We start from the raw sequence: 24431 nt of genomic DNA on the forward strand, positions 1-24431 counted from the left end.
TTCTGGCTACGCCCCGTGACGATGCGGCGGACCCGGGCGAACCGGTCCGCAACAGTCGCGGCAGGGCGGAGGAGCCATGGGCGATACGACGACCGGGACCGTCCTGCGCGCCCTGCCCCGGGACCGGGTCGCCTGGTCCCGGGTGGACCGGACGCTGTCCGCCGCACTCACCGCGCTCGCGACCGACGTGCACGCTCCCGCCGCGGCCGGCGGCGCCCTGCGAGCATGGCGGCAGCTGTCCGGACCGTTGCGCGCGGCCCAGGCCCGCCCGGGCTACCGGCCCGGGCCGTGCCCGGACCTGTGCCTGGTCGCCGTCTCCCCCGCCGACTGCGACGCCCTGGGACGGCTGGCCCGCGCGCTGGGACGGCTGCTGCTCCCGGGCGCGGAGCCCGGCCCGGTGGCCGCGCTCGACCGGGCGGCCGGGTGCGCCCGCACGACGGCCGAGGACCTCGTCGTCGGGCTGGCCCGCGCGCACGGCCTGCTCGACCTCGACCACGGGCCCGACGGCGAGCTGCTCTACGCCCTCGCGGGCGTCCGGGCGGCCGGGCCCGCGGTGCGCGCGGCGCACGACCGGGTCACCGGCCGGGTCGCGACGATGTGGGCGGCGGGTGAGCGCGCCGGCCGCCCTTGACAGGCAAGTACAGACTTGCCTATAAAGGGTCCGTGGACGCGGACCCGGAGCTGTTCAAGGCGATCGGGGACGCGACGCGGCGCATCATCCTGGACGAGCTGACCGAGCGGGACGGGCAGACCCTGTTCGAGATCTGCGGCCGGCTCTCCATGAAGCACGGCCTGGGCTCGACCCGCCAGGCCGTCTCCCAGCACCTCGCGGTGCTGGAACAGGCCGGCCTGGTGCGCACCCGCCGCCAGGGCCGGTACAAGTTCCACCACATCGACGCGCGCCCGCTGCGAGCGATCGCCGAACGGTGGCCCGTCGACCGCGAAGGACCCCTCCCATGATCCGCATCAACGTCACCAGCGTGCTGGTCGACGACCAGGCCAAGGCGCTCGCCTTCTACACCGACAAGCTCGGCTTCGTCCCGAAGACCGACGTGCCCGCGGGCGACGCGCGGTGGCTCACCGTGGTCTCCCGCGCCGACCCGGACGGCGTCGAGCTGCTGCTGGAGCCGGACGGGCACCCCGCCGCCGGCCCGTTCAAGAAGGCCCTGACCGCCGACGGCATCCCCTTCACCCAGTTCGCCGTCGACGACGTGTACGCCGAGGTCGAGCGCCTCAAGGGATTGGGTGTCGAGTTCACCCAGGAGGCCACCGACCTGGGCCCCGTCGTGGTCGCCGTCCTCGACGACACCTGCGGGAACCTGATCCAGCTCGCCACCATGAAGTAGCACCCCCTGGCGTCTTGTTGACAGATTTTCTACGATGACGCGGTGTCTCACAGTGCGGTGACGAGCTCCGACGGACTCCGGCTGGCCGTCGAGGAGCGTGGTGACCCGTCCCGGCCGACCGTCGTCGCGGTGCACGGCTACCCCGACGACCGGCACGTCTGGGACGGTGTCGCCGAGCTCCTGGCGGCCGACCACCACGTCGTCACCTACGACGTGCGGGGCCACGGAGACTCGGAGGCCCCCGCCGGCCCGGCCGGGTACGACCTGGAACTGCTCGGCGCCGACCTGCGCGCGGTGTGCGACGCCGTGTCCCCCGGCGAGCCGGTGCACCTGCTCGCCCACGACTGGGGCGCCATCCAGACCTGGCACGCGGTCACCGGGACCGTCCTGGCCGGGCGGGTCGCGTCCTTCACCTCGATCTCCGGGCCGTGCCTGGACCACGTCGCGCTGTTCCTGCGCCGCCGGTCCCCGCGCGACCTGCGGGCGGTCCTGAAGCAGGCCGCGCACTCCTGGTACACGCTGTTCTTCCGGTTGCCGGTGGTGCCGGAGCTTGCCGTGCGCAGCGGGTTCCTCGGGGGGCTGCTGACCCGCCGCGAGCGGATCCCGCGGCCCGCGGTGCGCGACGCCGTCAACGGGCTGGAGCTGTACCGGCACAACCTCCCGCGCCGCCTCGGGCGTCCCGAGCCGCGCCGGACCGACGTCCCGGTGCAGGTCCTCGCTCCGCGCGGCGACGCGTACGTGACGCCCGCACTGGCGACGAGCGCGGCGGAGTTCGCCCCCGACCTGCGGGTGCGCTACCTGCCCGGCGGGCACTGGGTGGTCCGGCAGCGGCCGGAGGTGATCGCCCGGTGCACGGCGGAGATGGTCGCCGGCGCCACCGCGACCGGCACCACCGGGGAGGGCGGGCCCGCCCTCGCCCGCGCACGCTCCCGGGGCACCGCACTGGTCGCCTCCGGCGGGCGCCGGGACCGGGCCGTGCGCTGGGACGGCGGGCTCGCCGTCGTCACCGGGGCGGGCAGTGGGATCGGCCGCGCGACCGCGCTCGCGTTCGCCGCCCGGGGCTCCCGCGTCGTCGTCGCGGACCTGTCCACCGACGGCGCCGCGGAGACCGTGGCGCAGGTCGAGCGGGCCGGGGGCCGAGCGGTCGCGCACACCGTCGACGTGGCCGACGACACCGCCGTCGCCGAGCTCGCCGGCCGGGTCGCCGCCGAGCACGGGGTGCCCGACGTCGTCGTCAACAACGCGGGGATCGCCGTCGCCGGGCCGTTCGCCGAGACCACGCTCGCCGAGTGGCAGCGCATCGTCGACGTGAACCTGTGGGGCGTCGTGCACGGCTGCCGGCACTTCGGGGCGCTGCTGACGGAGCACGGCGAGGGCGGCCACATCGTCAACACGGCGTCGGCCGCCGCCTTCCTCCCGTCCCGGGCGCTGCCCGCCTACGCGACCACCAAGGCGGCCGTGCTGATGCTGTCCGAGTGCCTGCGCGCCGAGCTGGCGGACGCCGGCGTCGGGGTCACGGCACTGTGCCCGGGCTTCGTCGACACCCCGATCACCGCGCACACCCGGTTCGCCGGGACCGGCGACGACGAGCAGGACGCCCGCCGCCACGCGGCCGGCGCCGCCTACGCACGGCGCGGCTACACCCCCGAGCGGGTCGCCCGGCGGCTCGTCCGGGCCGTCGAGGGCGACCTGCCGCTCGCCCCCGTCACCGCCGAGGCCCACGCCGGGCTGCTGGCGTCGCGCCTGGCCCCGGGCCTGCTGCGCGCCGTCGCCCGCGTCGACGGCGGCACCGGCCGTCCGTCACCGACCCCCGCCCGGGAGGAGCACCGCCGATGAGCACTGCCGACGACGACCGGATCGCCCTGCACGCCCGCGACGTCCGGTTCGACTTCTCCACCCTCCGCACCGACTGGATCCCCGGCGAGCCGTTCGCCTCGCACCTCATCGACGTGCTGCACCTGCTGCTGCCCGAGGGCGAGCGGTGGTTCGTCGAGGTCTTCTCGCAGGCGCTGCCACACGTGCACGACGAGGCACTCGCCGAGGACGTTCGCGGGTTCATCGGACAGGAGGCGATGCACGCGACGTCGCACCAGGGGGCACTGGACCACCTGCTCGACGCCGGTGTGGACGTCTCGCGGTACGTCGAGCAGGTCGAATGGATCTTCAACGACCTGCTGGGCGACCGCGGGCTGACCGGCGACGACGCCCGCGAGTGGCTGGTCGAGCGGGTCGGGCTGATCGCGGCGATCGAGCACTTCACGGCGGTGCTCGGGGAGTGGGTGCTGCACTCCCCCGAGCTCGACGCCGCCGGTGCGGACCCGCAGATGCTCGACATGCTGCGCTGGCACGGCGCCGAGGAGGTCGAGCACCGCAGCGTCGCGCACGACCTCTACGTCCATCTCGACGGCCGGTACCTGCGCCGCATCCGGTCGATGGTCGTCAGCGGCCCGGCGCTGGCGAAGCTCTGGGCCGACGGCACCCGCCAGCTCTGCGCGCGCGACCCGCAGCTGCGCGGCACCCCGCAGCGGCGGGTGCGGCTGCGGGACTACCTGCGGGCGTCGCGGCGCGGCCTGGTTCCGGGACCGTGGATGTTCACCCGCGCCGTGCTGACCTACCTGAGCCCGCGCTTCCATCCCGCCCGGCACGGTGACACCGACGCCGCGGTGGCCTACCTGGCGCTCTCCCCCGCAGCGCGCCGCGCCGAGGGCGGGGAGCACCCGGAGACCGGCGGCACGGCATGAGCGTCGCCCCGCCGCCGTACCCGAACCGGGCCGCGACCACGCTGTCGGCGGTGACGACGCTCGCGCAGCGGCTCTCGGCCCGCGGCGCCCGACGCCGCCGCCCGTCGGACCCGGTGGACCGGACGCTGCTCGTCGAGGTCCGGTCGGTGCACCGGCCGTGCCCTGACGTCGCGTCGCTCGAACTGGTGCCGGCCGGCCCCGCGCCGCTGCCCGGCTGGCGGCCCGGCGCACACGTCGACGTCGAGCTGCCGTCCGGGCGGCTGCGCCAGTACTCGCTGTGCGGGGACCCGGCCGACCGGTCGGTGTACCGGATCGCGGTGCGCGCGGTCCCCGGCGGGACGGGTTCCGCCGAGGTGCACGGGCTCGTGCCCGGGACCCGGCTGCGGCTGCACGGGCCGCGCAACGCGTTCCCGCTGGCCGCCGCTCCCGGGTACCTGTTCCTGGCCGGTGGCATCGGGATCACACCGATCGCGCCGATGGTGCGTGCCGTCCACGCGGCGGGCCTGCCGTGGCGGCTGGTCCACACCGGACGCGACCTCGGGTCGATGCCGCTGTCCGCCGAGCTCGCCGCGCTCGACCCGCGGCGGGTGGTCCGCCGCCCGGACGACGACCGCGGCGCGCCCGGCGCGGACGAGCTGCTCTCGGCGGGCACCGCCGACGACGTCACCGCCGTCTACTGCTGCGGCCCGCCCGCGATGATCGAGACGGTGCGCCGCGCGCTGCCCGCGGTGCGCCGGTTCCACTCCGAGCGGTTCTCCCCGCCCCCGATCCGGGACGGCAGGCCCTTCACCGTGCAGGTCGCGGGCGGTCCGGAGATCGCGGTGCCCGCGGACCGGACGGCGCTGGACGCGGTGCGCGAGGTGCGCCCGGACGTCCCGTACTCGTGCCGGCAGGGCTTCTGCGGCACCTGCCACGTCCCGCTGCTGGCGGGCACGACGACCGGTGACCCGGCCGGTCCCGGCCGGACCGCGCTGTGCGTCGGCCGGGCGGAGGGCGACCGTGTCGTCGTCGACCTCGGTCGCTAGACCCGGCCGGTCCGTACCCTCTGGGGTGATGGCGACGACCCCGACCCGTTCACCCCGGCGCATGACGCCCGAGGCCCGGCGTGCACAGCTCGTGTCCGCCGCACTGGACCTCTACGGCCGCCGGTCGCCCGAGGAGGTCGCGATCGAGGACGTCACCCGGGCCGCGGACGTCTCCCGGGCGTTGTTCTACCGCTACTTCTCGAGCATGGAGGAGCTGCACGTCGCGGCGCTGGGCAGCGTCGCCGACGAGCTGATCGAGCGGGTCGCGTTGCCCGCCGACGGGCCGCTCGCCGAGCAGCTCGGTGAGGCGCTGGACGTGTTCCTCGACGTCGTGCAGCGTCACGGCAGCGCCTACGTGGCGCTGCTGCGCAGCGGGTCGGTGATCTCGACCGGCGCGACCGACGCGCTGGTCGACGGCGTCCGGGACCACATCGTCGACCTGCTGTGCGTGCGCGGCGGGGTCCCGGGACCGTCCCGGCTGCAGCTGATGACGCTGCGCGGCTGGGTGGCACTCGTCGAGGGATCGGCCCTGTCCTGGCTGGAGGCGGACCGCGAGCCCGACCGCGACCGGCTGCGGGGCTGGCTGGTCGAGCAGCTGTTCGCGATGCTCGCGGTGACGGTCCGCTGCGACGACGGGCCCGGCGCTCAGGAGGGCGCGACGATGCCCAGCGCGTTCGGCACCAGCCGGTAGGCGTCCTCCGAGGGCCGGTTCACGACCTGCCCGCCGAACACCATCGTCGAGGACCCGCCGCCGTCGAGGTTGACGCCGTCGACCGCGCCCGCCCGGCGCAGCTGCTCCGCGGTCTCGCTGAGGGTCGTGCCGACGCTGGTGGACTCACGCCCGTCGGTGGTGACGAGCACGAGCCGGCCGTCGCCGGTGATCCCGGCGGCGCTGCGCGGGTCCCGGGAGGCCGTGTCGAGGCCGGGGACGGGGGCGCCGTCGCGCAGGATCGGGCTGCCCCCGACGGCGGTCTCGGGCGCCGCACCCGACTCGGCGACGGCGCGCGAACGGACCGTGACCCGGTCGCCGACGGCGAGGCCGCGCAGCGCGGCCGCGCCCTCGTCGCGACCGGCGAGGATCCGGCCGCCGGGCGGAATCGGCCCGCCGCCGGGCGGGCGGACCTCGGCGACGGCACCGTCGCGGACCACCACCTCGATCCGGTCCGGAGCGCACGGCGCGTCGCGGTCGGTGTCGCTGCCGCACAGGGCCGCGTTGCGGTCGCCGTTCCAGTCGGAGGTGAACAGGCCGATGCCGCCGACGGGGACGGCGTAGGCGTTCAGGGTGCGGATCGTCAGCGGCCCGTCCGGGCCGGTGGCCGAGGCGGCGAGGGTGACGCGGTCGATCCGCGGGGTCCCGCCCGCGTCGACGGCGAGCACGTCGCCCGGCTCGCTGCCCGGCACGGCCGGGGCGAACCGGCGGCCGGCCGGGACGGCCGAGGTCAGGAGCGTGCCGTCACGCACCGACGGCCCGGCCGGGGCGTTGCTGCGCGAGAGGTCGAAGAAGTCCCCGTTGACGGCGGCGAGGGCGCCACCGCGCGCGGCGTGTGCGGGCACGTCGGAGCGGTCGCCGACGGTCGCACCGGTCAGGAGGGTGGCCCGCACGCCGTCGCGCCGCAGGTCGGCGACGACGACGTCGGTGGTCACCGGGCCGGCCGGGGTGTCGATCCGCTCCTCGCGGTGGGTGACGGCGGGGGCTGCGGGGCGCGGCGCGGGCGCCGCCTCCGGGCCCGGCACCGGCGCGGGCGCGGCGGGTGCGGGCGCGGCGGCGGGGCGCACGGTGCTCCCGTCAACGCCGGCGGATCCGGCGGCCCGGTGGGTGCCGTGGGTCTGCCCGGGGACCGCGGCCGGGGCGGCGGCGAGCGCGGCACCGGCGGGTGCCGGGGCCGGCGCGACCGGGGCGGCGAGGACGGGGACCAGCGCGGCGAGCGCGACCGCCGTCAGTGCCCCGGAGCTCCGGTGACCCACCCGACCCGACATGACCGCTCCCCCCGATCGCCGTTCCGACGGGGTCGAGATGATCATGCCGGGTGCGGAGAACGGTGGAGCCGTGTCCGCATTTCACCCGGCCGTGGGTAGTCCGCCCGTGGCCGGCTGCGACCGCGCTCACCGGGGCACGGGTTCAGAGCTTGCGGTACCCCGCACCCGGGTGGTCCCCCGCGAGCCCGGCGCCGTCGCCGGTGCCGTAGCGCTCGCGCAGGGTCGGGCCGCCGGCGTCGGCCGCGGCGGGCATCCGGCCGCGGCGGCGCAGCTCCGGCACGACGTGCGTGACGATGTCGCGCATGGTGCCCGGGGTGACCGCGTAGGCGAGGTTGAAGCCGTCGAGGTCGGCCTCGTCCGCCCACCGCTCCAGCTCGTCGGCCACCGTCGCCCCGGACCCGACGACGACCGGTCCGCGCCCGCCGACGGTGATGAACTCCGCGAGCTCGGAGACCGTCCAGTCCCGGTCCGGGCCGGTGAACGACGCCAGCGCGGACCGGGTCGACTCGGTCTGCACGTACTCCAGCTTCTGGCCCGGCTCCGCACCGGACAGGTCCACACCGGACCAGCCGCCGAACAGCGCCAGCGCCGCCTGCGGGTCGGTCAGCTCCAGGTACTCGCGCAGGGTGGCGTGCGCCGCGTCGTCGGTCTCCCCCGCGATCGCCGTGAGCATCCCGAAGACCTTCACCGAGCGCGGGTCCCGGCCCGCCCGCTCGGCCTCGGCACGGACGGCGTCCACCGAGCGGCGCACCACGGCGGGCGATGGCCCGGACACGAACACGGCCTCGGCGTGCGTCCCGGCGAAGCGGGCACCCCGTGGCGAGGCGCCTGCCTGGAAGATGACCGGGGTGCGCTGCGGCGACGGCTCGGTCAGGAACGCGCCGGGCACGTCGAACCAGCGGCCGTGGTGCGCGATGTCGTGCACCCGGTCCGGCTCGGTGAACACGCCCCGCTCCGCGTCCCGGACGACCGCGTCGTCGGCCCAGGAGCCCTCCCACAGCTTGTAGCAGAGCTCCAGGAACTCCTCCGCGAGCTCGTAGCGCTCGTCGTGCGGGATCTGCCCGGACCGGCCGAGGTTGCGTGCCGCGGAGTCCAGGTAGGACGTCACGACGTTCCACGCGACCCGGCCGCGGGTGAGGTGGTCGAGGGTGGCGAACCGGCGGGCCAGTGCGTACGGGTGCTCGTAGGCGACCGAGACCGTCACCCCGAACCCGAGCCGCGACGTCACCCCCGCCATCGCCGGGACCAGCAGCAGCTGGTCGGCCAGCGGGACCTGCGCGGCCGCACGGACGGCGGCGTCCCGGGACCCGCCGTAGACGTCGTACACACCGAGGACGTCGGCGAGGAACAGTGCGTCGAACCCGCCCTCCTCCAGCATCGTCGCCAGCGACGTCCAGTGCTCCAGGTCGGTGTAGCGGTACCCCTCGTCGGACGGGTGCCGCCAGAGTCCGGCGGACTGGTGGCCCACACAGGCCATGTCGAAGGCGTTCAGCAGGATGCGGCCGGTCATGCGGCGACCCTCTCATCACGGCGCAGACCGGCCCGGTGGGTCTCGGGCAGCAGGACCGTCGAGCCGATGCAGAGCGCGAACAGCAGCCCGAAGTACCCCCAGATCAGCCACGGGCGCCCGTCGCCCGCCAGCAGCAGCGCGGTCGCGACCAGCGGCGTCGTCCCGCCGATCACCGATCCGATCTGGTAGCCGAGCGAGGCGCCGCTGTAGCGGAGCCGGGTGTCGAACAGCTCGCCGTACCAGGCGGCCTGCGGGCCGTACATCGCGTCGTGGAACAGGTTCACCAGCACGACCATGCCGACCACGACCATCACGGTGGACCCGGTGTCGAGCAGCAGGAAGAACCCGCCGAGGAACAGCGGCGCGCCGATCGCGCCGATCAGGTAGACGGGCTTGCGGCCGACCCGGTCGGAGAGCATCGCCCAGAGCGGAGTCGAGAACAGCCCGATCGCCGACGCGATGATCACGGCGGTCAGCCCGGCGCTCTCGGCGGCGTCGGTGCCCTGCGCGAGGTAGGTCAGCGCGAACGTCGTCGCCAGGATGTAGACGGAGTTCTGCGCGATCCGGCTGCCGATCGTCAGCAGCACGGTCCGCCAGTCGGTGCGCAGCACCTCCAGCACCGGGCGGCGGGACAGCGTGCCGGAGTCGCGGGCGGCGGTGAACACGGCCGGGTCGGCCAGGGTCAGCCGGATCGCGAGGCCGACGATCACCAGCACGAAGCTGAGCAGGAACGGGATCCGCCAGGCACCGGCGAGGAACGCCTCCTTCCCGGCGATCGCGAGCACCGACGCGTACACACCGGACGCGAGCAGCATCCCCGCCGACGACCCGATCTGCGGGAAGCTGCCGTAGAAGCCGCGGCGGCGGGCGTGCTGCTCGCCGTCGGCGTGCTCGACGGCCATCAGCACCGCACCGGCCCACTCGGCACCGACGGCGAGCCCCTGGACCAGCCGCAGCACGACGAGCAGGACCGGGGCGAGCAGCCCCGCCGTCGGGTAGGTGGGCAGCAGCCCGATCAGCGTGGTCGCCGCGCCCATCAGGACCAGCGACCCCACCAGCACCGACCGGCGTCCGACCCGGTCCCCGAGGTGCCCCGCGACGACGGCACCGATCGGCCGCGCACCGAACCCGGCGGCGTAGGTCGCGAACGACGCGAGCACGCCGGCCGCGGGATCGACGTCGGTGAAGAACAGCGGCGCGAAGACCAGCGCGGCGGCGGTGGCGTAGAGGTAGAAGTCGTACCACTCGATGGTGGTGCCGATGAGGCTGGCGACGGCGGCGCGGCGCGGGGACGCACCGGGACGTGCGGACGTGCTGGACACGGGTGACCTGCCGGGAGGTGGGAGGGCCCCGGCTGGGAGACGGCCCGGGGGCTGGATGGTGACGACGCGGCGTCAGCGACAGGCGTGCGACGACAGGCGGCCGTGGTCCAGCCACCGCCTGCGGGTCAGCTCCGTGCGCTCCACAGGGCCCAGCCGAACAGACCGGACACCTCCGGCGCAACGGAGAGTGAGCAGCACTGCGTGCGGCTCACCGGGTGTGGCGTGACGGCGAGGCCCCGTCGCGGGTACGGGCGTGCAGGTCGGCCCAGGCGGCGACGCCCAGGTCGCGGGGCAGCGCGCGGGCGCCGATCCCGCACGTGGCGGCCCAGTCGCGGGCGACCCGCCGCCCGTACCGCCGCCCGACGACGTCGACGACCCCGCGGCCGGTCCCGGCGGGCGATCTCCAGGATCCCGCCGTCCACCGACGGGACGGGCCGGAACGACCGCGCGGGCACCCGCCCGTGCAGCCGGAACTCGTACCAGGGCCACCAGCGCGCGGTCAGCGCCGTCGTGCCCCCGACCGCGGCCCGCTTGCGGGCGACCTCCCACTGCAACAGGAGCAGCGCGTGCCCCCACCGCGGCGCCGCGAGGAGCCGGCGCAGCAGCGGGGTGGTGAGCGCGTACGGGACGTTGGAGACGACGTCGACCGCGCGGCCCAGCGGCTCCCGGACGAGGTTGCCGTGGCGGACGTCGACGGCGGTGCCGAACCGCTCCCCCAGCCGGGACGCCCGGTACGGGTCCAGCTCGACCGCGGTGACCGGCCGGCCGAGGTCGAGCAGGGCGGCGGTGAGGGCGCCGTCGCCCGCGCCGAACTCGAGGAGCGGGCGCGGCGGCCAGCCGGCGGCGACCGCGGCCAGCGCGGCCGGGACGGCGGGATCGGCGAGGAAGTTCTGGCCGTGCTCGTGCCGGCCGAGCGGGGTGGGACGGGTGCGACGGGTCGTCAACGGGGGCTCCCGGGTGGGGAGCCGGACGCGCGCGAGAGGGCGCCGCCCGGCAGGGGTACAGGACCGGCTGCGGGGACGGCGGTGCCGCGGAGAGGTGCTGGGCGCCGCCGTCAGGCGACGCGCAGGCGCATGAAGGCTGCCACGGCCCGGACATTAGCCGGGCCGTGGCGGCCACGCACCGGGGTTTCAGTCCGTCAGGTCGCCGGGCCGGCCGGGCCAGGGCTCGACGACGTGGTCCGGGTAGTCCTCCGTCACGGTCGCCGGGAACTCCGGCGGCCGCTTCTCCAGGAACGACACGACCCCCTCGGCGGCGTCGCGGCCCTGGCCGAGGTGGTGGATGGCCGCGGAGTCGGCGCGGTGCGCGTCCCACGGGCTCGGCGCGCCGAGCATCCCCCACAGCAGCTGGCGGGTCAGCGCGACCGACACCGCGGACGTGTTCTCCGCGATCTCGGTGGCGATGGCCCGTGCCGTGGCCAGGAGCTCGCCGTCGTCGACGACGCGGGACACCAGCCCGCCGGCGTGCGCCTCGGCGGCGTCGAACACCCGGCCGGTCGCGGCCCACTCCATCGCCTGCGAGATCCCGACGATCCTGGGCAGGAACCAGCTCGACGCCGCCTCCGGCACCAGGCCGCGGCGGGCGAAGACGAACCCGAACCGCGCCGACGACGCGGCCAGCCGGATGTCGGCGGGCAGCGTCATCGTCGCCCCGATCCCGACGGCCGGGCCGTTGACGGCGGCGATCACCGGTGTCCGCAGCGAGGCCATCCGCATCGTGACGGTGCCGCCGCCGTCGCGCGGCACGTCGCCGATCCGGCCGACCCGGGCCCGGTCCGCGGCGCGCTGCGGGTCGTTCGCGTCGAACGACGCCCCGCCACGGCCCAGGTCGGCACCGGCACAGAACCCGCGGCCGCGGCCGGTCAGGACGATCGCGCGGACCCCGTCGTCGGCGTCGGCGAGGTCGTAGGCGGCGATCAGCTCGCGGGCCATCGTCGCGGTGAAGGCGTTGAGCCGGTCCGGGCGGTCCAGGGTGATCGTGGCGACCCGGTCCTCGACGTCGTAGGCGATCTCGGTGAACTCGGAAGCGACGGTGCTCATACCCGCCGAGTCTGCCGTGCGTGATCACCCACGACGAGCCCCGAACCGCCGCGTCCGCACGGTCACGCCGCCGTCCGGGCGTCCCCCTGCCAGCGCCGCGGCGCGGATGCAGGCGTGCGTCCACATGTTGAGCTGCACCTCCTTCGCCACCCGGAGGTGGTTGTAGAGCAGGTGCGAGAGCCAGTCCCCGGGCCGCGCCCAGGACTCGATCGAGAAGACCAGCCGGTCGCCGTCGCTCCGAACGGCGAACGTGATCCGGCCGGCCTCGAGGTGCCCGCGCAGGGTGACGAACGTGAAGCTCGTCGGGTCGGCGGCGCACACCCGGACCGGGCCGTCCCAGGGGCCGGGCATCCGGATGAGGAACTCGTCGCCGACGGCCGTCCGGCCGGGCGTGCCGCGGGTGCGGCGGAACACCGCGAACTCCGGCGACCACCGGTCGTGGTTCGCCGCGAGCCGCTCCATCAGCTGTTCCGGTCCCAGCGACGAGCCCCGGATCCGGACCGAGTAGTGCCGGTGCAGCAACGTGCCGCGCCCGTCCTCGGGGCGCTGGACACGCTCGTCGCCGGCGCCGTGCGGGGCGGGCGGTGGCAGGTCGGACCGGTCCCCCACGACGTCGCTGCGGTGGATCGGCGTGGTCCGCCAGAAGTACCGCCAGGACACCAGGACGAGTGCCACCGGCCACCGGGCGAGCGCGGCGACCCGCCGGGAGCGCCGGTCGCCGGTCACCGGTGGGGTGCGGGTGTGCGTCGGGTTCGTCATCGCACCCGGGGTGTACCCGGCCCGCGGGCGGGGAACCTTCCGGGCATGACGGTCGGATCGGTGGTGCGCCGGAGCGGGTTGCGCGGCGCGCACCTGCAGTGGATCTCGCTCGGCTCGGTGGGGCTGTCCATCGGGTTGTGGTTGCGCGCCAAGACGGTCGACCAGGACGAGCGCGGCAACGCCGAGCGGCGGGCGGTGTTCGTGGGGTTGTGGCCGTCGATGCTGTGGATGATCGGCGACTCGATGCGGCGCGAGGAGCGGCGGTCCTGAGCGGCGTGCGCAGGAACCGTCCCGATTCCGAGCGCCGCCGCGCCGACCTCGACGGCCTCGCCGCCCGCGCGGTGAACTTCGACGCGGCCGACGCGCCGGTCACCGCGTCGGACCGGCGCTGGCACGTCGACCACGGCCGCGCCCTCGTCGGCTCCGAGCCGCCCGGCGACCCCGTTCCCGACGGCGACTGGGAACGGGCGTGCGCCGTGGTGCGCGGCTACCAGTTCACCGACCACCACCGGCTGCGCGGCGTGTTCCGCCCGGCCGACCCGCTGCTCGGCCGGGACATGCTGCTGGAGGGCCGGTTCGGGCCGCTGCGGTTCCACCTGGGCGTCCGGGTGACGGACGTCGTCGACACCACCCGCGACGGGAAGCGGATCTGGGGCTGGACCTACGAGACGCTCGACGGGCACCTCGAACGCGGCCGGCTCACCTACGAGGTGGTGAAGGACCTGGCGGACGGCGAGGTGGAGTTCGTCATCCGCGCCTTCTCCCGGCCCGCCCGGATCCCGAACCCGTTCTACCGCCTGGGTTTCGGGCTGTTCGGGCGCGCGGTGCAGCTGGAGTTCTACCATCGGGCGGGGCAGCGGGTCCGGGACCTGCTCGCCGGGGCCCGGAGCGGCCACCCGCTGCCGGAGCCGGTGCCGGGACCGGACGGGGTGACCGTCGCCCCGGCGGGGAGTCCCCGCGCGGCGACCGACCTCGTCGCCCACCTCGTCCGCCACCCGGGGGCGTGACAGGTCACGTGGCCACGGAAGTGAGGGTCACCTAACATGGACTCCGAGATGCGACGTCCGAATCCCCTCCGCTGGCTGGCCTACGCCTTCGGTGCCCGCCTGCCCGAGCGGCACCACCGGTGGGTCCTGCACGACGTCACCTGCCGCACCTGGGTGCTGCGCCACCTCGCCCGCACGACCGTCCAGCTGCTCCCGCTGCTGGTCGTGCTGTACCTGGTCGTCCCCGGCCCGCCCTGGGTGCGGCTGGGCGCGATCGTGTCGGGCGCCCTGATCGGCTACTTCTACTCGGCCGTCTACACCGTCGAGGCGTGCGAGACGCGGGTGATGAAGGCCGGCTACCCGGTCGGTGCGGCCGCCGCGACGCGGGAGGCGCGGCGCTCCGAGCAGCACGTCACCGAGCGCCTGCGGCACGACGAGCTGCACCGCGACGAGCGCAGCCGGCAGGACCGCGCGGGCTGACCCCACCGGTGTCGGTGCCGGTGCTGTTCGGACGCGACGACCTCCCCCTCGACGCCACCGAGCGGCTCGCGGCGGATCTCGCGGCGGTGCTCGGTACCCGGGTCGACGTCGTCGACCTCGCCCGTGCGGGTCTGGAGCCGCGGGGGCGGGTCGCCGAGGCCGGCCGCCTGCTGTACAGCGCCGACGACGCCGTCCGGGTCCGGTTCGAGGTCGACGCCCGGATGCGCTGGATCGAGTTCCGCCCCGTCGTCGAGCAGACCACGCGGTCCTTCCTCGCCCGGGTCGCCAGGGAAGGTCTGCGCTGAACCGCCGGACCCCGCACGCACGACGGCCCGGACCGTGGGGTCCGGGCCGTCGTGACGCTCGTCGTGGAGCGGTCGCCGCTCAGGGGACGACGACCGGCCCGGTGGTCGGCGCCGGGTCGTCGGCCCAGCGGTGCCCGGACTCGCGGGGGGTGACGCCCTCGTCGGCCCAGGCCGTGAGCAGCTGCGCGACCTTGCTGTGCATCACGGTGCGGAGCCGGTCGAACGAGTTCTCCGGGACGTCGTCGACCTCGCCCAGCAGCAGCCACCAGGCCCAGGCGACCGCACCGGCGTTGGCGACGAAGTCCGGCAGCACCGGCACGCCCCGGGCGGCCAGCATGGCCTCGGCCTCCGGCGTGGTGGCGGCGTTCGCGGCCTCGACGACCACCCGCGCCCGGACGTCGAACGAGTTGTCCGGCGTGATCGCGTAGGAGATCGCGGCCGGGACGAGGATGTCGGCGTCGGCGGCCAGGATCGCGGGCCGCGGCAGCTGCTCCACGCCGGCGGGCAGCCGGGTCCGGTTGATCTCGCCGTAGCCGTCGCGGAGGTCCAGCAGCGCCGGGACGTCCAGGCCGTCCGCGCAGTGCAGGGTGCCCGCGGCGTCGGCCACCGTGGTGACCTTCACCCCGGCCTCGTGCAGGTAGTAGGCGGCCGCGCCGCCCATCGTGCCGACGCCCTGGATCGCGACGGTCGTCTCGGCGGGGATCTGGCCCCAGGACACGGCGGCGGCGAGACAGGCGTGCGCGACGCCGTACCCGCCGATCACGTCCCCGAGCTCGAAGCCGCCCTCGACCTTCGCGGTCAGACCGGTGCGGACACGCTCCAGGGTGGCGGCCGGGTCGGCCGCCCGGCTGATCGCGGCGTGGTAGCTCTGGCCCAGGCCGAGCCGCTCGAAGACCTCGTCGATCAGGTGCTGCGGGACGCCCAGGTCCTCCGCGGTGACCCAGTGCGCGTCGATCCACGGGCGCATGGCCTCGCAGAAGCGCTCGAGCACCTCGACGGCCCGCGGGTCCTTGGGGTCGAAGTCGATGCCGCCCTTGGCCCCGCCGATCGGCAGGTCGAAGGTGGCGGTCTTGTTGGCCATGCCGCGGGCCAGGTCCTCGACCTCGCTCAGCGTGCAGCCGGCGCGCATCCGGGTCCCGCCGGTGGCGAGCCCCGCCCGCAGGGTGTGCACCACGAGGTAGCCGACGGCACCGGTGACCGAGTCGTTCCACTGCAGCCGCATGTAGGGCTCGGAACGGCGGATCGCGGGGGCGACGGCCGGAGCCGGGACACCGGCGGCCGGAACGGTCTGCGCGGCAACCTGCGGGGTGCCTCCGGCCGGGTTCTGCATCGTCGTCATGGCGACCCACCTCCTCGTCGTGCTCTACCGGTCACCGCCGCCACCGAGGGGTGGACGCCGGCCACGTCATCGCCTGTCCGGACCTCGTCGTCCACCCGGTCGGCGGCCTGCCGTGCCGGTGGGGCCAGCCTGGGGCCGGATCCCGCCCGGCGTCCATTTACGGATCATTCACGGCGGTGTTCACCGTTCCTGCACAACGCCTAGGCTCGCCGCCATGGACCTGTCGCTGCCGCGCCTGCGGATGCTGCGTGAGCTGCACCGGCGGGGGACGATCACCGCCGCCGCGACGGCCCTGCACTACACCGCGTCCGCGGTGTCCCAGCAGCTCGCGCAGCTCGAACGCGACGTCGGGACCAGGCTGTTCGAGCGCCGCGGGCGCCGGGTCCAGCTCACCGACCTCGGGGTGCTGCTCGCCGAGCACGCCGAGGAGATCCTCGCCTCGGTCGAGCGCGCGACCCAGGCCCTGGAGGAGGCCGGCGAGTCCGTCGCGGCGAAGCTCACAGCCGGGGTGTGGGCGTCGGTGGCGTCCGGCCTGCTCCCCGACGCACTCACCGCGCTGGCCCGGACCCATCCGGGAGTCGAGGTACGCACCCGCGAGCTCGCCCCGGAGGAGACGGCGGCCGCGGTCCGCGACGGCGAGCTCGACCTGTCGTTCGTCATCGACTACTCGAACTACCCGATGACCTGGGACAAGGGCCTGGAGCGGGCGGTGATCGCGGTCGAGCGGCTCTACACGGCGGTCCCCGCCGGTGCGGTGCCGACGGCCAGCGTGACGCTCGCCGAGCTCGCCGAGCACCCGTGGATCGTGTCCCCGGCACGCTCGCACTTCGGGCACGCGGTACGGCTCGCCTTCCAGACCGCCGGTTTCCGGCCGCGGATCGACCACGAGGTCGAGGAACAGGCGACCGCGATGGCGATGGTCGCCGCCGGCCTGGGTGTGACGCTGGTGACCGACCTCGGGCTCGCGCTGCGTCCCCCGGGGGTCGACGTCGTCGCGCTCGGGGACACGCTCACCCGCACGGTGTCCCTCGCCTACCGGACCGGCTCGGCGCGCCGCGCGGCGCTGATGCTGGTCGTCGACGCCGTCCGCACCTCGGCGGCGGAGAAGGGACTCGGCGCCGACACCACGCTGCCGGTCCCGGCACCGGCCCCGGCGCCGGCGGACCCCGCCCCCGCGGAACTCGGCCTCGGCTGAGAACGGGTTCCCGGAGAACGCCCGAACCGGTTCGGCAGGGGATTCCGAACAACCGGCGTGCAGACCGGGAAACAGGAGCGGGTGAACGGGGCCACACCCGTCCTCGGGCGGGTCGTCGCGATCGCGGTGGAACTGCTCGGGATCGTCGCGGCCGTCGCGGCCGGGCATCTCACGGCCGGCATTCTGTCGCCGTCGTCGTCCCCGTTCGTCTCGATCGGTGACGCCGTCGTCCGGCTGTCCCCGCAGCCGGTCGTCGAGTTCGGGAAGTCCGTCTTCGGCACGGCCGACAAGCCCGTCCTCCTCGCCGGTGTCGGGGTCCTGCTGGTGGTCGCCGGCGCGGTCGCCGGGCTCGCCGCCCGCCGGCGTCCCGCCGCCGGGACGGTGGCGGTCACCGCGCTCGGCGTCCTCGCGCTCGCGGCCGTGCTGACCGCCCCGGCGCTGCGGCCCGCCGATGTCGCCGCCCCGGTGGCCGCGCTGGTCGCCGGCGTCGTCGTGCAGCGCGGCCTGCACCGCCTCGCCCGCGCCGCGGCCGCGACGACGGCCCCCGGCGGTCCCGGTCACCGGGTCGGCCGTCGTACGGTGCTGGCCGGTGCGTCCGCGGCCGTGCTCGCCGGTTCTCTCGCGGCCGGCGGCGCGGGGGCGGTCCTCGCGTCGACCGGACGCGGCATCGCCGGCTCCCGCGAGGCGCTGACGCGCAGGCTCGCCGCGGCCCGGTTCGCGGAGCGGGCGCCGGCGATCCCCGCGTCCGCGGCGTTCCCGGAGCTCGGCACGGGCCCCTTCCTCACCCCGAACGCCGACTTCTACCGGATCGACGTGTCGCTGCAGATCCCCGCGGTCCGCGCCGAGGACTGGACACTGCGGATCCACGGCCGGGTGCGGCGTGAGCTCACCCTGACCGTCGAGGACCTGCTCTCCCGGCCGCTGGTCGAGCGCACGATCACGATGACCTGCGTCTCCAACACCGTCGGCGGGAACCTCGTCTCCACGGCGAACTTCGTCGGCGTCGAGCTGGCCCCGCTGCTGCGCGAGGCGGGGGTCGAGCCCGGCGCAGACCAGATCGTGTCCACCAGCCGCGACGGCTGGACCGCGGGCACCCCGACCGGCACCGTCCTCGAGCCCGGCCGCGGCGCGCTGCTGGCACTGGGCATGAACGGGGAGGCGCTGCCCGTCGAGCACGGGTTCCCGGTGCGGATGGTGGTGCCCGGCCTCTACGGCTACGTCTCGGCCACCAAGTGGCTCGCCGACATCGAGCTCACCACGTTCGCCGAGCGCAGCGTCTACTGGCGCGACCGCGGCTGGGCCGAGCGCGCCCCGATCAAGACCCAGTGCCGGATCGACGCGCCCGCCGGGTTCGCCCGGCTCGCGCCGGGCCGGGTGCAGGTCGCGGGCGTCGCCTGGGCGCAGCCGGTCGGGATCGCGGGCGTCGAGGTCCGGGCCGACGACGGGCCGTGGGTCCCGGCCGAGCTCGCCACCGACGTCGGACCCGCCACCTGGCGGATGTGGCGGGCCGAGCTCGACCTCGCCCCCGGCAGCCACACCCTCACCGCGCGCGCCACCGACCGCGACGGCCGCACCCAGACGGAGGTCCGCGCCGACCCGATCCCGGACGGCGCAACCGGCAGGCCGATGGTGATCGTCTCCGTCGGCTGAACCGCGACAGGAAATCCGTTCCCGCCGTTTCCCGGCTCCGCCGTGCCCTTTTCCGGAACCGCCGGAATTCCTCCGGGAAATCTTCGGAAGATTGTCCGGGGAAACCGAACCGGAGCACCACGGGACACCGAACAACTCACCGACCATCGACGGCGGCCACGCCGTCGGCATTCGAAAGGAATCGACAGATGCGCGCCACCCGCACCCTGGCCACCGTCGGCCTGCTCGCCACCCTGTCCCTCGGTCTCGCCGCGTGCGGTGGTGGTGCGGAGCCGGCCGCCCCGGCTGCCCCCGCACCGTCCTCGTCGGCCGCGGCCGCACCGGCGGCGGACGGCGTCACCACCAACGACGACGTCGTCGGCCCGGCCTGCGGCCAGCTGCCGCAGGGCGACGAGCCCGGCTCGCTCGACTCCATGGGCCCGCAGCCCGTCGCGACCGCGGCGAGCACCAACCCGCTGCTCACCACCCTGGTCACCGCGGTCGGGAAGGTCCCGGGCCTGGCCGACACGCTGAACCAGCAGCAGGCGATCACCGTCTTCGCCCCGGCGAACGACGCCTTCACCGCCGTCCAGCAGCAGCTGGGCGAGGAGAAGTTCAACGCGCTGCTGGCCGACACCGACCAGCTGCAGGGCCTGCTCAGCTACCACGTCACCCCGGAGCGCCTGGACGCCGCGGGCCTGGTGCAGAAGAAGACCCTGACCGAGCTGGCGGGTGGTGACCTCACCATCGGCGGCACGGCGGAGGCCCCGACGGTCACCGACGGGCAGGGCAACACCGCCAACGTCCTGTGCGGCAACATCCCCACCGCGAACGCCACCGTGTTCGTGATCGACAAGGTCCTGATGCCGAAGGCGGGCTGATCCACCGGTCCGGCGACGGCGCGGGTCCGGGGCGTGACGTCCCGGGCCCGCGCCGTCGTGCGGCCCCGGCCCCGCCCGGGCACGGTGGATCATGCCGCCCCGCCCGCGGACACCGACGACGCCGACCCGGAAGACGATGACCAGCCCGTCCCCCACCGACCGCCCCGGCCACGACCGGCCGCCGTCGCGCGCGCTCGTCCTGGCCACCCTCCTGTCCGGCGTGCTGGCCGTGGTGCTCGCCGCGCTCGTGCCGTTCGCGCCGGTCGAGACCCGGGACACGACGGTCACCTGGCCGCAGGCCGGCGAGCTCCCGGCCTCGACGACGGCGGCGTTCCAGCCCACCGCGCCCGAGTCGGTGCGGGTGACGGTGCCCTGCCCGGTGCTGCGTGCCGCGCAGGACCGGGGCGGGGCGACGACCGTGGTGTCCACCGAGCGGCCGGGCACACCCGGGACCGGGTTCACCGTGCTGACCGACGGCGGTGACGTCCGGGTGCAGGCCGGGGGCCGGGAACTGGTGCGCGAGCCGATACCCGGCGGCGACGCCTGTGGCGTGCTGCTCACCGCCGACGCCGGCGGCGCCCGGGTCACCCTCGGCGACGCCGCACCGCGGTCGTTCCCCGGCGACGTCGTCCGGACCGTCGCGGCCTTCACCACCGACCTGGCCCCGGGGGACGCCGAGGGCCTGCAGGTCACCGCCCGCACCGCCGACTGGTTCGAGGCCGCCCCGACCGGGACGAAGCTGGTCCTGCTCGGCCTGCAGTGGGCGTCCGCGGCCACCGCGCTGGTCCTGCTCGCCCGGCTCGCCGGGGACCGTCTCCGCCGGCGCCGGGGTGCATGGCGGTTGTGGCGGGCCCGGCTCGCGGCGCTGCGGACTCCGTCCGGGGCGGGGCGGACCGTCGCCGACGTCCTGGTCGTGGGCACGCTCGCGGTCTGGACCGTGATCGGCCCGCTGAGCACCGACGACGGGTTCACCGAGGCCATCGCCCGCAACACCACGGGCGACGACTTCGGGAACGTCTACCGCTGGGGCAACGCGTCCGAGGCGCCGTACACCCTGGTGATCCGGATGGTCCAGGCGCTGGCCGGCGCCGGGGTGGGCCCGCTCGGGCTGCGGGTCCCGTCGGTCCTGGCCGGGATCGCGGTGTGGTTGCTGCTGTCCCGGGTGGCGCTGCCCGCCGTGCTTCCCCGCCTGCACCGCCGGGCGTGGGTGCGCGGCACGCTCGGCGTCGCGTTGCTGGCGTGGTGGCTCCCGCTGAACCTGGGGGTCCGCCCGGAGCCGTTCGCGGCGCTGGCCGTCACGGCCGCCCTGTGCTGCGCACTGCGGGCGGTCGCGCGGCCGGGTGGCCGGGCCGGGCTCTGGACGTCGGGCGCGGCGCTGGCGTCCGGGCTGGCGCTGGCGGTGACGCCGTCGGCGCTGACCCTCGCCGGGCCGCTGTTGCTGCTGGTCCCGGCCCTATGGCGGCGGTTCGCCGGGCGGGGCGTGCCCGGCCCGCGCGCCGCGGCCCTCACCGGGGCCGCCGCGACGGTCGCGGCGGCCGGGATCGCGGCGGCGGGCGCGGTCGTCGTGTTCACCGGGCAGAGCTTCTACACGGTGGCACGAGCGACGGAGATGCACGCGTTCTACGGGCCCGCTGTCGCCTTGGTTCTCCGAGATCCGCCGGTGGGAGTACCTGCTGGGGTTCGACAACGAGCAGGGCGGGCTGGGCCGCCGGCTCCCGGTGCTGCTGACGATCGCGCTGCTCGTGGCCGCGCTGCCCCTGGTCGCGCGCGGCGCGCACCGGTGGACCGCGGGACTGCGCCGGACGCCGGTGCCGCTGGTCGGCGTCGCGCTGGGGTTCGTGCTGCTCACGCCGTCGCCGTCGAAGTGGACGCACTACTTCGGCACGCTCGCCGGGGTCGGGGCGCTCGCCGTCGTCGCGGGGGTGGCGCTGGTCGTCGCGGCCGCGCGCAGACCCGCCGACGCGACGGTGCGGGGCGCCGCGGCGGCCGGTACCGTCGCGGCGGTCGTGCTGACGGCGCTGGTGTTCGCCGGGCGCAACGACTGGTTCCTGTGGTCGGGGTGGGGCGTCCCGCGGCTCGACGGGCCGTTCGAGCCGCTGGACTCCCCCGCCGTCTGGCTGCTCGTGGCGGTGCTCGTGCTCGCCGGGACGCTCCTCGCGGTCCGGCCCGTGCCGCGGGCGGCGGCGATGCTGCCCGCCGGTGTCGTGGTGACCGCGCTGGTCACCGGGGTCGCCGTGGTGGTCGGCTCGCTCGCCGTCGCACCCCTGCGGCAGGACGGCGGCTACTCGGTCGGCGCCCAGATGTGGGACGAGTTCACCGGCCGCGGCGGCTGCGGGATCCTCGACCACGTGACCGTCCCGCGGGACGGCGGCGCGCTCGCGGCCGCGGGCGGCGAGGACACCCTGACGGGGTTCACCGAGGGCGGCGGGTGGCCGCAGCCCCCGCCGGACGGCGGCACCGGCTGGGGCAGCCGCGACGGCGGCCCGGGGACGACCGGCGAGTTCACCAGCCGCTGGTACTCCGTCCCGGCGGGACCACCGGACCGGGAGCTGACGGTCGACGTGGCCGGGCGGACCGGTCAGGGCAACGTCGTCGAGCTCGAGTACGCCCGGGCCGGGTCCGCGGAGCCGGACGGCGCGCTGCCGCTCGACGACACCGCGACGTCCGACGACGCCCGCGCCGACTACCCGTCCGAGCGGGTCGAGGAGGCCACCCCGCTGGACCGGCCGGGGTGGCGCGGGGTGCGCGTCACCGTCGGCGAGCTGCCGGAGGGGACCGACCGGGTCCGCGTGCACGCGGTCGACGACACCACCGACGCCGGCGGCTGGGTCGCCGTCGCGGCGCCGCGGCTGGTCGAGCCGGCACCGATGCTGCGCGACGCCGACGGCCCCGTCTACGTCGACTGGTCCATCCTCTGGTCGGCGCCCTGCCTGCGGGACCTGCCGGCGGTGCGGGCCGGGCTGGTGCAGACGCCCCGCTATCTGGTGCTGGGGCCGTCGTCGCTCGGGTTCGCCCTCGACGTCTCCTTCACCGGCGCCGCCGGGGGCAGCTTCGCCGCGATGCGCCGGACCACCACCGAGTCGGTGATCGGCACCCGGGTCGACACCGCCGACGACCCCGAGCAGGACGACTGGGGGCGGGTCACCCGGATCGACACGGACCTCGCCGTCGACGCCTACGACGTCCGGTCCGACAGGGTGTCGCGCTGGGGCTGGGAGGGCGACCGTTCGCCCCTGGGCCGTCCGGAGCTCCCGCCGCCCTGAGCCCGTCCGCTCGGAGGGGCCGGTGCCGGGACACCACTGATAGACAGGTGCGGATACCTGCACGCAAGGAGCAAGGGAGCTTCATCGTGGCTTTCCCCGGACTGCAGCACGTCGCGCTGACCGTGGGCGACATCGAGCGCAGCACGAAGTGGTACTCGGCCCTGTTCGGCGCCGATCCGGTACTGGTCGAGGACGAGGAGGGCGGCCGCTTCCACCACACCGTCTTCGCGCTGGACGGCGGCATGCTGTTCGGCCTGCACACCCACCAGGGGCGCGAGTCGAAGGACTCCTTCGACGAGGAGCGCACCGGCCTGGACCACGTCGGGTTCGCCGTCGGCTCGCAGGCCGAGCTGGAACAGTGGGCGCAGAAGCTGACCGACCTGGGCATCGCGCACGGCGGCGTCAAGAAGGGGCACTACGGCAGCGGGCTCTCGTTCCGCGACCCGGACAACATCGCGCTCGAGTTCTTCGCGTTCCCGGAGGGCTGACCCGGACCGGGACCCCGGTGCGACGGCGGCCGTGTCCGGACACGGCCGCCGCCGTACCACCGTGCGGACGCGCGCTTGCCCGGCGGCGGCGGTCCGCGATCGAATCATGCGGTGATGCGCACCCGGCTCGAACCGTTCTGGCCCAGCCGTCGCATCACCGCGTTCGACGAGCTCTGTCGGTGGGCCGCGTAGCGACCCCGGCACCGACTCCCGGGTCGCGGCGCGGCCGTCCCCGTGCCCAGGTCCGCGGGCACGACGCCCGCGATCACCGACCCACCGTCAGGGAGCCACCGTGTCCGTCACCGACGATCTGCTCGCGAACAACGCCCGCTACGCCGAGAGCTTCTCCGGCCCGCTGCCCCTCCCGCCGGCGAAGAAGGTCGCCGTCGTCGCCTGCATGGACGCCCGGCTGGACGTCTACCGCATCCTCGGCCTGAACGAGGGCGAGGCGCACGTCATCCGCAACGCCGGCGGTGTCGTCACCGACGACGAGATCCGCTCGCTGGCCACCAGCCAGCGGCTGCTGGGGACCGAGGAGATCATCCTCATCCACCACACCGACTGCGGGATGCTGACCTTCACCGACGACGACTTCAAGAAGTCCATCCAGGACGACACCGGGATCAAGCCGGAGTGGGCCGCCGAGGCCTTCCCCGACCTCGACGGCGACGTCCGCCAGTCGATCGCCCGGATCACGGCCAACCCGTTCGTCCCGCGGAAGGACTCGGTCCGCGGCTTCGTCTTCGACGTCGCGACCGGGAAGCTGAACGAGGTCGCCTGAGGCCCCGCGACGCCCGGACGGCCCGGCCCCGCGAGCGTGCGGGGCCGGGCCGTCCGGTGTGCGGGGTCAGGCCGTCCGGGGACGGCGGCGCAGCGCGTTGCGCGCCACCGCCAGCTGCTGGGCGACCTCGGCTGTGATCAGCACGTCGGCGCGGTCGGAGACCCCGTCGGGTCCTGCGGTGCGCAGCGCGCGGTGCCGCCGGACGAGGGCCTCCAGGCCGTCGAGCAGCCGGGTCCCGGGATCGGTCGTCGCCCCCGGCGGGGGCAGGGTCGGTGCACTCATCGTGTCTGTCTCCTGTGGTCTCAGGGTGCCTCGGGGATCGGGGGTCGATCACCTCGACGGACAGCGCGTGGTGCACACCCGCA

Annotated in this window: 26 protein-coding genes and 1 pseudogene; 18 read left to right on the forward strand and 9 right to left on the reverse strand. The window is 75.6% G+C overall.

Features of this window, described 5'->3' with window-relative positions:
* The first annotated feature begins 76 nt into the window (after positions 1-76).
* Genes Ae150APs1_RS06805 through Ae150APs1_RS06835 form a run of 7 tightly spaced genes read left to right on the forward strand, consistent with a single transcriptional unit; the run spans position 77 to position 5803 of the window.
* A complete protein-coding gene (locus Ae150APs1_RS06805) occupies positions 77-631 on the forward strand; it encodes a hypothetical protein (RefSeq protein WP_060575426.1) in 555 nt (184 codons plus the stop codon).
* A gap of 32 nt (positions 632-663) precedes the next feature.
* On the forward strand, positions 664-960 hold the full coding sequence (locus tag Ae150APs1_RS06810; protein ID WP_060575425.1) for a metalloregulator ArsR/SmtB family transcription factor: 297 nt from the start codon (positions 664-666) through the stop codon (positions 958-960).
* Entirely contained in the window at positions 957-1346 is a 390-nt protein-coding gene (locus tag Ae150APs1_RS06815; RefSeq protein WP_075296486.1) for a VOC family protein, read from the forward strand. The genes Ae150APs1_RS06810 and Ae150APs1_RS06815 overlap by 4 nt, the downstream gene beginning before the upstream one ends.
* A 42-nt stretch (positions 1347-1388) precedes the next feature.
* The gene (locus Ae150APs1_RS06820; protein WP_249266243.1) at positions 1389-3182 is read left to right on the forward strand and encodes an SDR family oxidoreductase; all 1794 of its coding nucleotides are present in this window, start codon (positions 1389-1391) and stop codon (positions 3180-3182) included.
* A complete protein-coding gene (locus Ae150APs1_RS06825) occupies positions 3179-4087 on the forward strand; it encodes a metal-dependent hydrolase (RefSeq protein ID WP_010237342.1) in 909 nt (302 codons plus the stop codon). The genes Ae150APs1_RS06820 and Ae150APs1_RS06825 overlap by 4 nt, the downstream gene beginning before the upstream one ends.
* Positions 4084-5112 carry a PDR/VanB family oxidoreductase gene (locus Ae150APs1_RS06830; RefSeq protein ID WP_075296490.1) on the forward strand — a complete coding sequence of 343 codons (1029 nt, stop codon included), beginning with the start codon at positions 4084-4086 and terminating at the stop codon, positions 5110-5112. Before Ae150APs1_RS06825 ends, Ae150APs1_RS06830 begins: the two co-directional genes overlap by 4 nt.
* Before the next feature lie 28 nt (positions 5113-5140).
* Positions 5141-5803 (forward strand): TetR/AcrR family transcriptional regulator, encoded by a 663-nt coding sequence (locus tag Ae150APs1_RS06835; RefSeq protein ID WP_227012824.1) that lies wholly within the window; start codon positions 5141-5143, stop codon positions 5801-5803.
* Here the strand turns inward: Ae150APs1_RS06835 and Ae150APs1_RS06840 are convergent.
* The 6 genes from Ae150APs1_RS06840 to Ae150APs1_RS06865 form a co-directional block, all read right to left on the reverse strand.
* Positions 5758-7089, reverse strand: coding sequence for a phosphodiester glycosidase family protein (locus Ae150APs1_RS06840; protein ID WP_170918053.1), 1332 nt, complete (start codon positions 7087-7089; stop codon positions 5758-5760). The two genes, Ae150APs1_RS06835 and Ae150APs1_RS06840, sit on opposite strands and share 46 nt — an antisense overlap.
* Positions 7090-7231: 142 nt before the next feature.
* The gene (locus tag Ae150APs1_RS06845; RefSeq protein ID WP_075296492.1) at positions 7232-8599 is read right to left on the reverse strand and encodes an LLM class flavin-dependent oxidoreductase; all 1368 of its coding nucleotides are present in this window, start codon (positions 8597-8599) and stop codon (positions 7232-7234) included.
* Positions 8596-9921, reverse strand: coding sequence for an MFS transporter (locus Ae150APs1_RS06850; RefSeq protein WP_010226272.1), 1326 nt, complete (start codon positions 9919-9921; stop codon positions 8596-8598). Before Ae150APs1_RS06850 ends, Ae150APs1_RS06845 begins: the two co-directional genes overlap by 4 nt.
* A 125-nt stretch (positions 9922-10046) precedes the next feature.
* Complete coding sequence (locus Ae150APs1_RS06855) at positions 10047-10865, reverse strand: rRNA adenine N-6-methyltransferase family protein (RefSeq protein ID WP_212567169.1); 819 nt, start codon at positions 10863-10865, stop codon at positions 10047-10049.
* 186 nt (positions 10866-11051) lie between these two features.
* On the reverse strand, positions 11052-11960 hold the full coding sequence (locus Ae150APs1_RS06860; RefSeq protein ID WP_010226274.1) for an enoyl-CoA hydratase-related protein: 909 nt from the start codon (positions 11958-11960) through the stop codon (positions 11052-11054).
* 24 nt (positions 11961-11984) lie between these two features.
* A complete protein-coding gene (locus tag Ae150APs1_RS06865; protein WP_075296494.1) occupies positions 11985-12719 on the reverse strand; it encodes a DUF1990 family protein in 735 nt (244 codons plus the stop codon).
* Between the two features lie 45 nt (positions 12720-12764).
* Here Ae150APs1_RS06865 and Ae150APs1_RS06870 point away from each other — a divergent pair, with 45 nt between their 5' ends.
* From Ae150APs1_RS06870 to Ae150APs1_RS06885, 4 genes are read left to right on the forward strand one after another with little or no spacing between them, the layout of a single operon-like run.
* Positions 12765-12989 carry a hypothetical protein gene (locus tag Ae150APs1_RS06870; protein ID WP_060575415.1) on the forward strand — a complete coding sequence of 75 codons (225 nt, stop codon included), beginning with the start codon at positions 12765-12767 and terminating at the stop codon, positions 12987-12989.
* Positions 12990-12994: 5 nt separating this feature from the next.
* Complete coding sequence (locus Ae150APs1_RS06875) at positions 12995-13726, forward strand: DUF1990 family protein (RefSeq protein ID WP_075296496.1); 732 nt, start codon at positions 12995-12997, stop codon at positions 13724-13726.
* Between the two features lie 48 nt (positions 13727-13774).
* On the forward strand, positions 13775-14185 hold the full coding sequence (locus Ae150APs1_RS06880) for a DUF5313 family protein (protein WP_139316820.1): 411 nt from the start codon (positions 13775-13777) through the stop codon (positions 14183-14185).
* 20 nt (positions 14186-14205) lie between these two features.
* Complete coding sequence (locus Ae150APs1_RS06885) at positions 14206-14490, forward strand: hypothetical protein (protein ID WP_139316821.1); 285 nt, start codon at positions 14206-14208, stop codon at positions 14488-14490.
* Between the two features lie 79 nt (positions 14491-14569).
* Here Ae150APs1_RS06885 and Ae150APs1_RS06890 read toward each other — a convergent pair whose 3' ends face one another.
* Positions 14570-15712, reverse strand: coding sequence for a Glu/Leu/Phe/Val dehydrogenase dimerization domain-containing protein (locus Ae150APs1_RS06890; protein ID WP_075301779.1), 1143 nt, complete (start codon positions 15710-15712; stop codon positions 14570-14572).
* A gap of 331 nt (positions 15713-16043) precedes the next feature.
* On the opposite strand from Ae150APs1_RS06890, the gene Ae150APs1_RS06895 reads away from it, so the two are divergent.
* The 3 genes from Ae150APs1_RS06895 to Ae150APs1_RS06905 all read left to right on the forward strand — a co-directional run bounded on the left by Ae150APs1_RS06895 (position 16044) and on the right by Ae150APs1_RS06905 (position 19534).
* The gene (locus tag Ae150APs1_RS06895) at positions 16044-17024 is read left to right on the forward strand and encodes a LysR family transcriptional regulator (RefSeq protein WP_075296500.1); all 981 of its coding nucleotides are present in this window, start codon (positions 16044-16046) and stop codon (positions 17022-17024) included.
* An 81-nt stretch (positions 17025-17105) separates the two neighbouring features.
* Complete coding sequence (locus Ae150APs1_RS06900) at positions 17106-18674, forward strand: molybdopterin-dependent oxidoreductase (protein WP_249266244.1); 1569 nt, start codon at positions 17106-17108, stop codon at positions 18672-18674.
* A 188-nt stretch (positions 18675-18862) separates the two neighbouring features.
* Positions 18863-19534 (forward strand): fasciclin domain-containing protein, encoded by a 672-nt coding sequence (locus tag Ae150APs1_RS06905; RefSeq protein ID WP_010238688.1) that lies wholly within the window; start codon positions 18863-18865, stop codon positions 19532-19534.
* Positions 19535-20551: 1017 nt separating this feature from the next.
* On the opposite strand, the gene Ae150APs1_RS34210 is transcribed toward Ae150APs1_RS06905, so the two are convergent.
* A complete protein-coding gene (locus Ae150APs1_RS34210) occupies positions 20552-21106 on the reverse strand; it encodes a hypothetical protein (protein ID WP_170918054.1) in 555 nt (184 codons plus the stop codon).
* Between the two features lie 38 nt (positions 21107-21144).
* On the opposite strand from Ae150APs1_RS34210, the pseudogene Ae150APs1_RS34215 reads away from it, so the two are divergent.
* From Ae150APs1_RS34215 to Ae150APs1_RS06925, 4 genes and pseudogenes are all read left to right on the forward strand, one after another.
* Positions 21145-21666 (forward strand): annotated as a pseudogene (locus Ae150APs1_RS34215) (arabinosyltransferase domain-containing protein); the annotation flags it as partial.
* 3 nt (positions 21667-21669) lie between these two features.
* Complete coding sequence (locus Ae150APs1_RS33375; protein WP_349289904.1) at positions 21670-22797, forward strand: arabinosyltransferase C-terminal domain-containing protein; 1128 nt, start codon at positions 21670-21672, stop codon at positions 22795-22797.
* An 86-nt stretch (positions 22798-22883) separates the two neighbouring features.
* Positions 22884-23285: a VOC family protein gene (locus Ae150APs1_RS06920; RefSeq protein ID WP_010232037.1), complete on the forward strand. Its 402-nt coding sequence runs from the start codon at positions 22884-22886 to the stop codon at positions 23283-23285.
* Between the two features lie 292 nt (positions 23286-23577).
* Positions 23578-24066 carry a carbonic anhydrase gene (locus Ae150APs1_RS06925; protein ID WP_075296504.1) on the forward strand — a complete coding sequence of 163 codons (489 nt, stop codon included), beginning with the start codon at positions 23578-23580 and terminating at the stop codon, positions 24064-24066.
* Between the two features lie 66 nt (positions 24067-24132).
* Here Ae150APs1_RS06925 and Ae150APs1_RS06930 read toward each other — a convergent pair whose 3' ends face one another.
* Complete coding sequence (locus tag Ae150APs1_RS06930; RefSeq protein WP_075296506.1) at positions 24133-24348, reverse strand: hypothetical protein; 216 nt, start codon at positions 24346-24348, stop codon at positions 24133-24135.
* Positions 24349-24431: the final 83 nt, after the last annotated feature.

It is taken from the genome of Pseudonocardia sp. Ae150A_Ps1, from assembly GCF_001932315.1.
GTDB lineage: Bacteria > Actinomycetota > Actinomycetes > Mycobacteriales > Pseudonocardiaceae > Pseudonocardia.

Excerpts from the sequence above, each read along its gene's own strand:
- Ae150APs1_RS06805 (WP_060575426.1), top strand. The coding sequence starts at position 77 with ATGGGCGATACGACGACCGGGACCGTCCTGCGCGCCCTGCCCCGGGAC.
- Ae150APs1_RS06815 (WP_075296486.1), top strand. The coding sequence starts at position 957 with ATGATCCGCATCAACGTCACCAGCGTGCTGGTCGACGACCAGGCCAAG.
- Ae150APs1_RS06825 (WP_010237342.1), top strand. The coding sequence starts at position 3,179 with ATGAGCACTGCCGACGACGACCGGATCGCCCTGCACGCCCGCGACGTC.
- Ae150APs1_RS06830 (WP_075296490.1), top strand. The coding sequence starts at position 4,084 with ATGAGCGTCGCCCCGCCGCCGTACCCGAACCGGGCCGCGACCACGCTG.
- Ae150APs1_RS06835 (WP_227012824.1), top strand. The coding sequence starts at position 5,141 with ATGGCGACGACCCCGACCCGTTCACCCCGGCGCATGACGCCCGAGGCC.
- Ae150APs1_RS06840 (WP_170918053.1), bottom strand. The coding sequence starts at position 7,089 with ATGTCGGGTCGGGTGGGTCACCGGAGCTCCGGGGCACTGACGGCGGTC.
- Ae150APs1_RS06845 (WP_075296492.1), bottom strand. The coding sequence starts at position 8,599 with ATGACCGGCCGCATCCTGCTGAACGCCTTCGACATGGCCTGTGTGGGC.
- Ae150APs1_RS06860 (WP_010226274.1), bottom strand. The coding sequence starts at position 11,960 with ATGAGCACCGTCGCTTCCGAGTTCACCGAGATCGCCTACGACGTCGAG.
- Ae150APs1_RS06865 (WP_075296494.1), bottom strand. The coding sequence starts at position 12,719 with ATGACGAACCCGACGCACACCCGCACCCCACCGGTGACCGGCGACCGG.
- Ae150APs1_RS06870 (WP_060575415.1), top strand. The coding sequence starts at position 12,765 with ATGACGGTCGGATCGGTGGTGCGCCGGAGCGGGTTGCGCGGCGCGCAC.
- Ae150APs1_RS06880 (WP_139316820.1), top strand. The coding sequence starts at position 13,775 with ATGCGACGTCCGAATCCCCTCCGCTGGCTGGCCTACGCCTTCGGTGCC.
- Ae150APs1_RS06890 (WP_075301779.1), bottom strand. The coding sequence starts at position 15,712 with ATGCGGCTGCAGTGGAACGACTCGGTCACCGGTGCCGTCGGCTACCTC.
- Ae150APs1_RS06895 (WP_075296500.1), top strand. The coding sequence starts at position 16,044 with ATGGACCTGTCGCTGCCGCGCCTGCGGATGCTGCGTGAGCTGCACCGG.
- Ae150APs1_RS06905 (WP_010238688.1), top strand. The coding sequence starts at position 18,863 with ATGCGCGCCACCCGCACCCTGGCCACCGTCGGCCTGCTCGCCACCCTG.
- Ae150APs1_RS06930 (WP_075296506.1), bottom strand. The coding sequence starts at position 24,348 with ATGAGTGCACCGACCCTGCCCCCGCCGGGGGCGACGACCGATCCCGGG.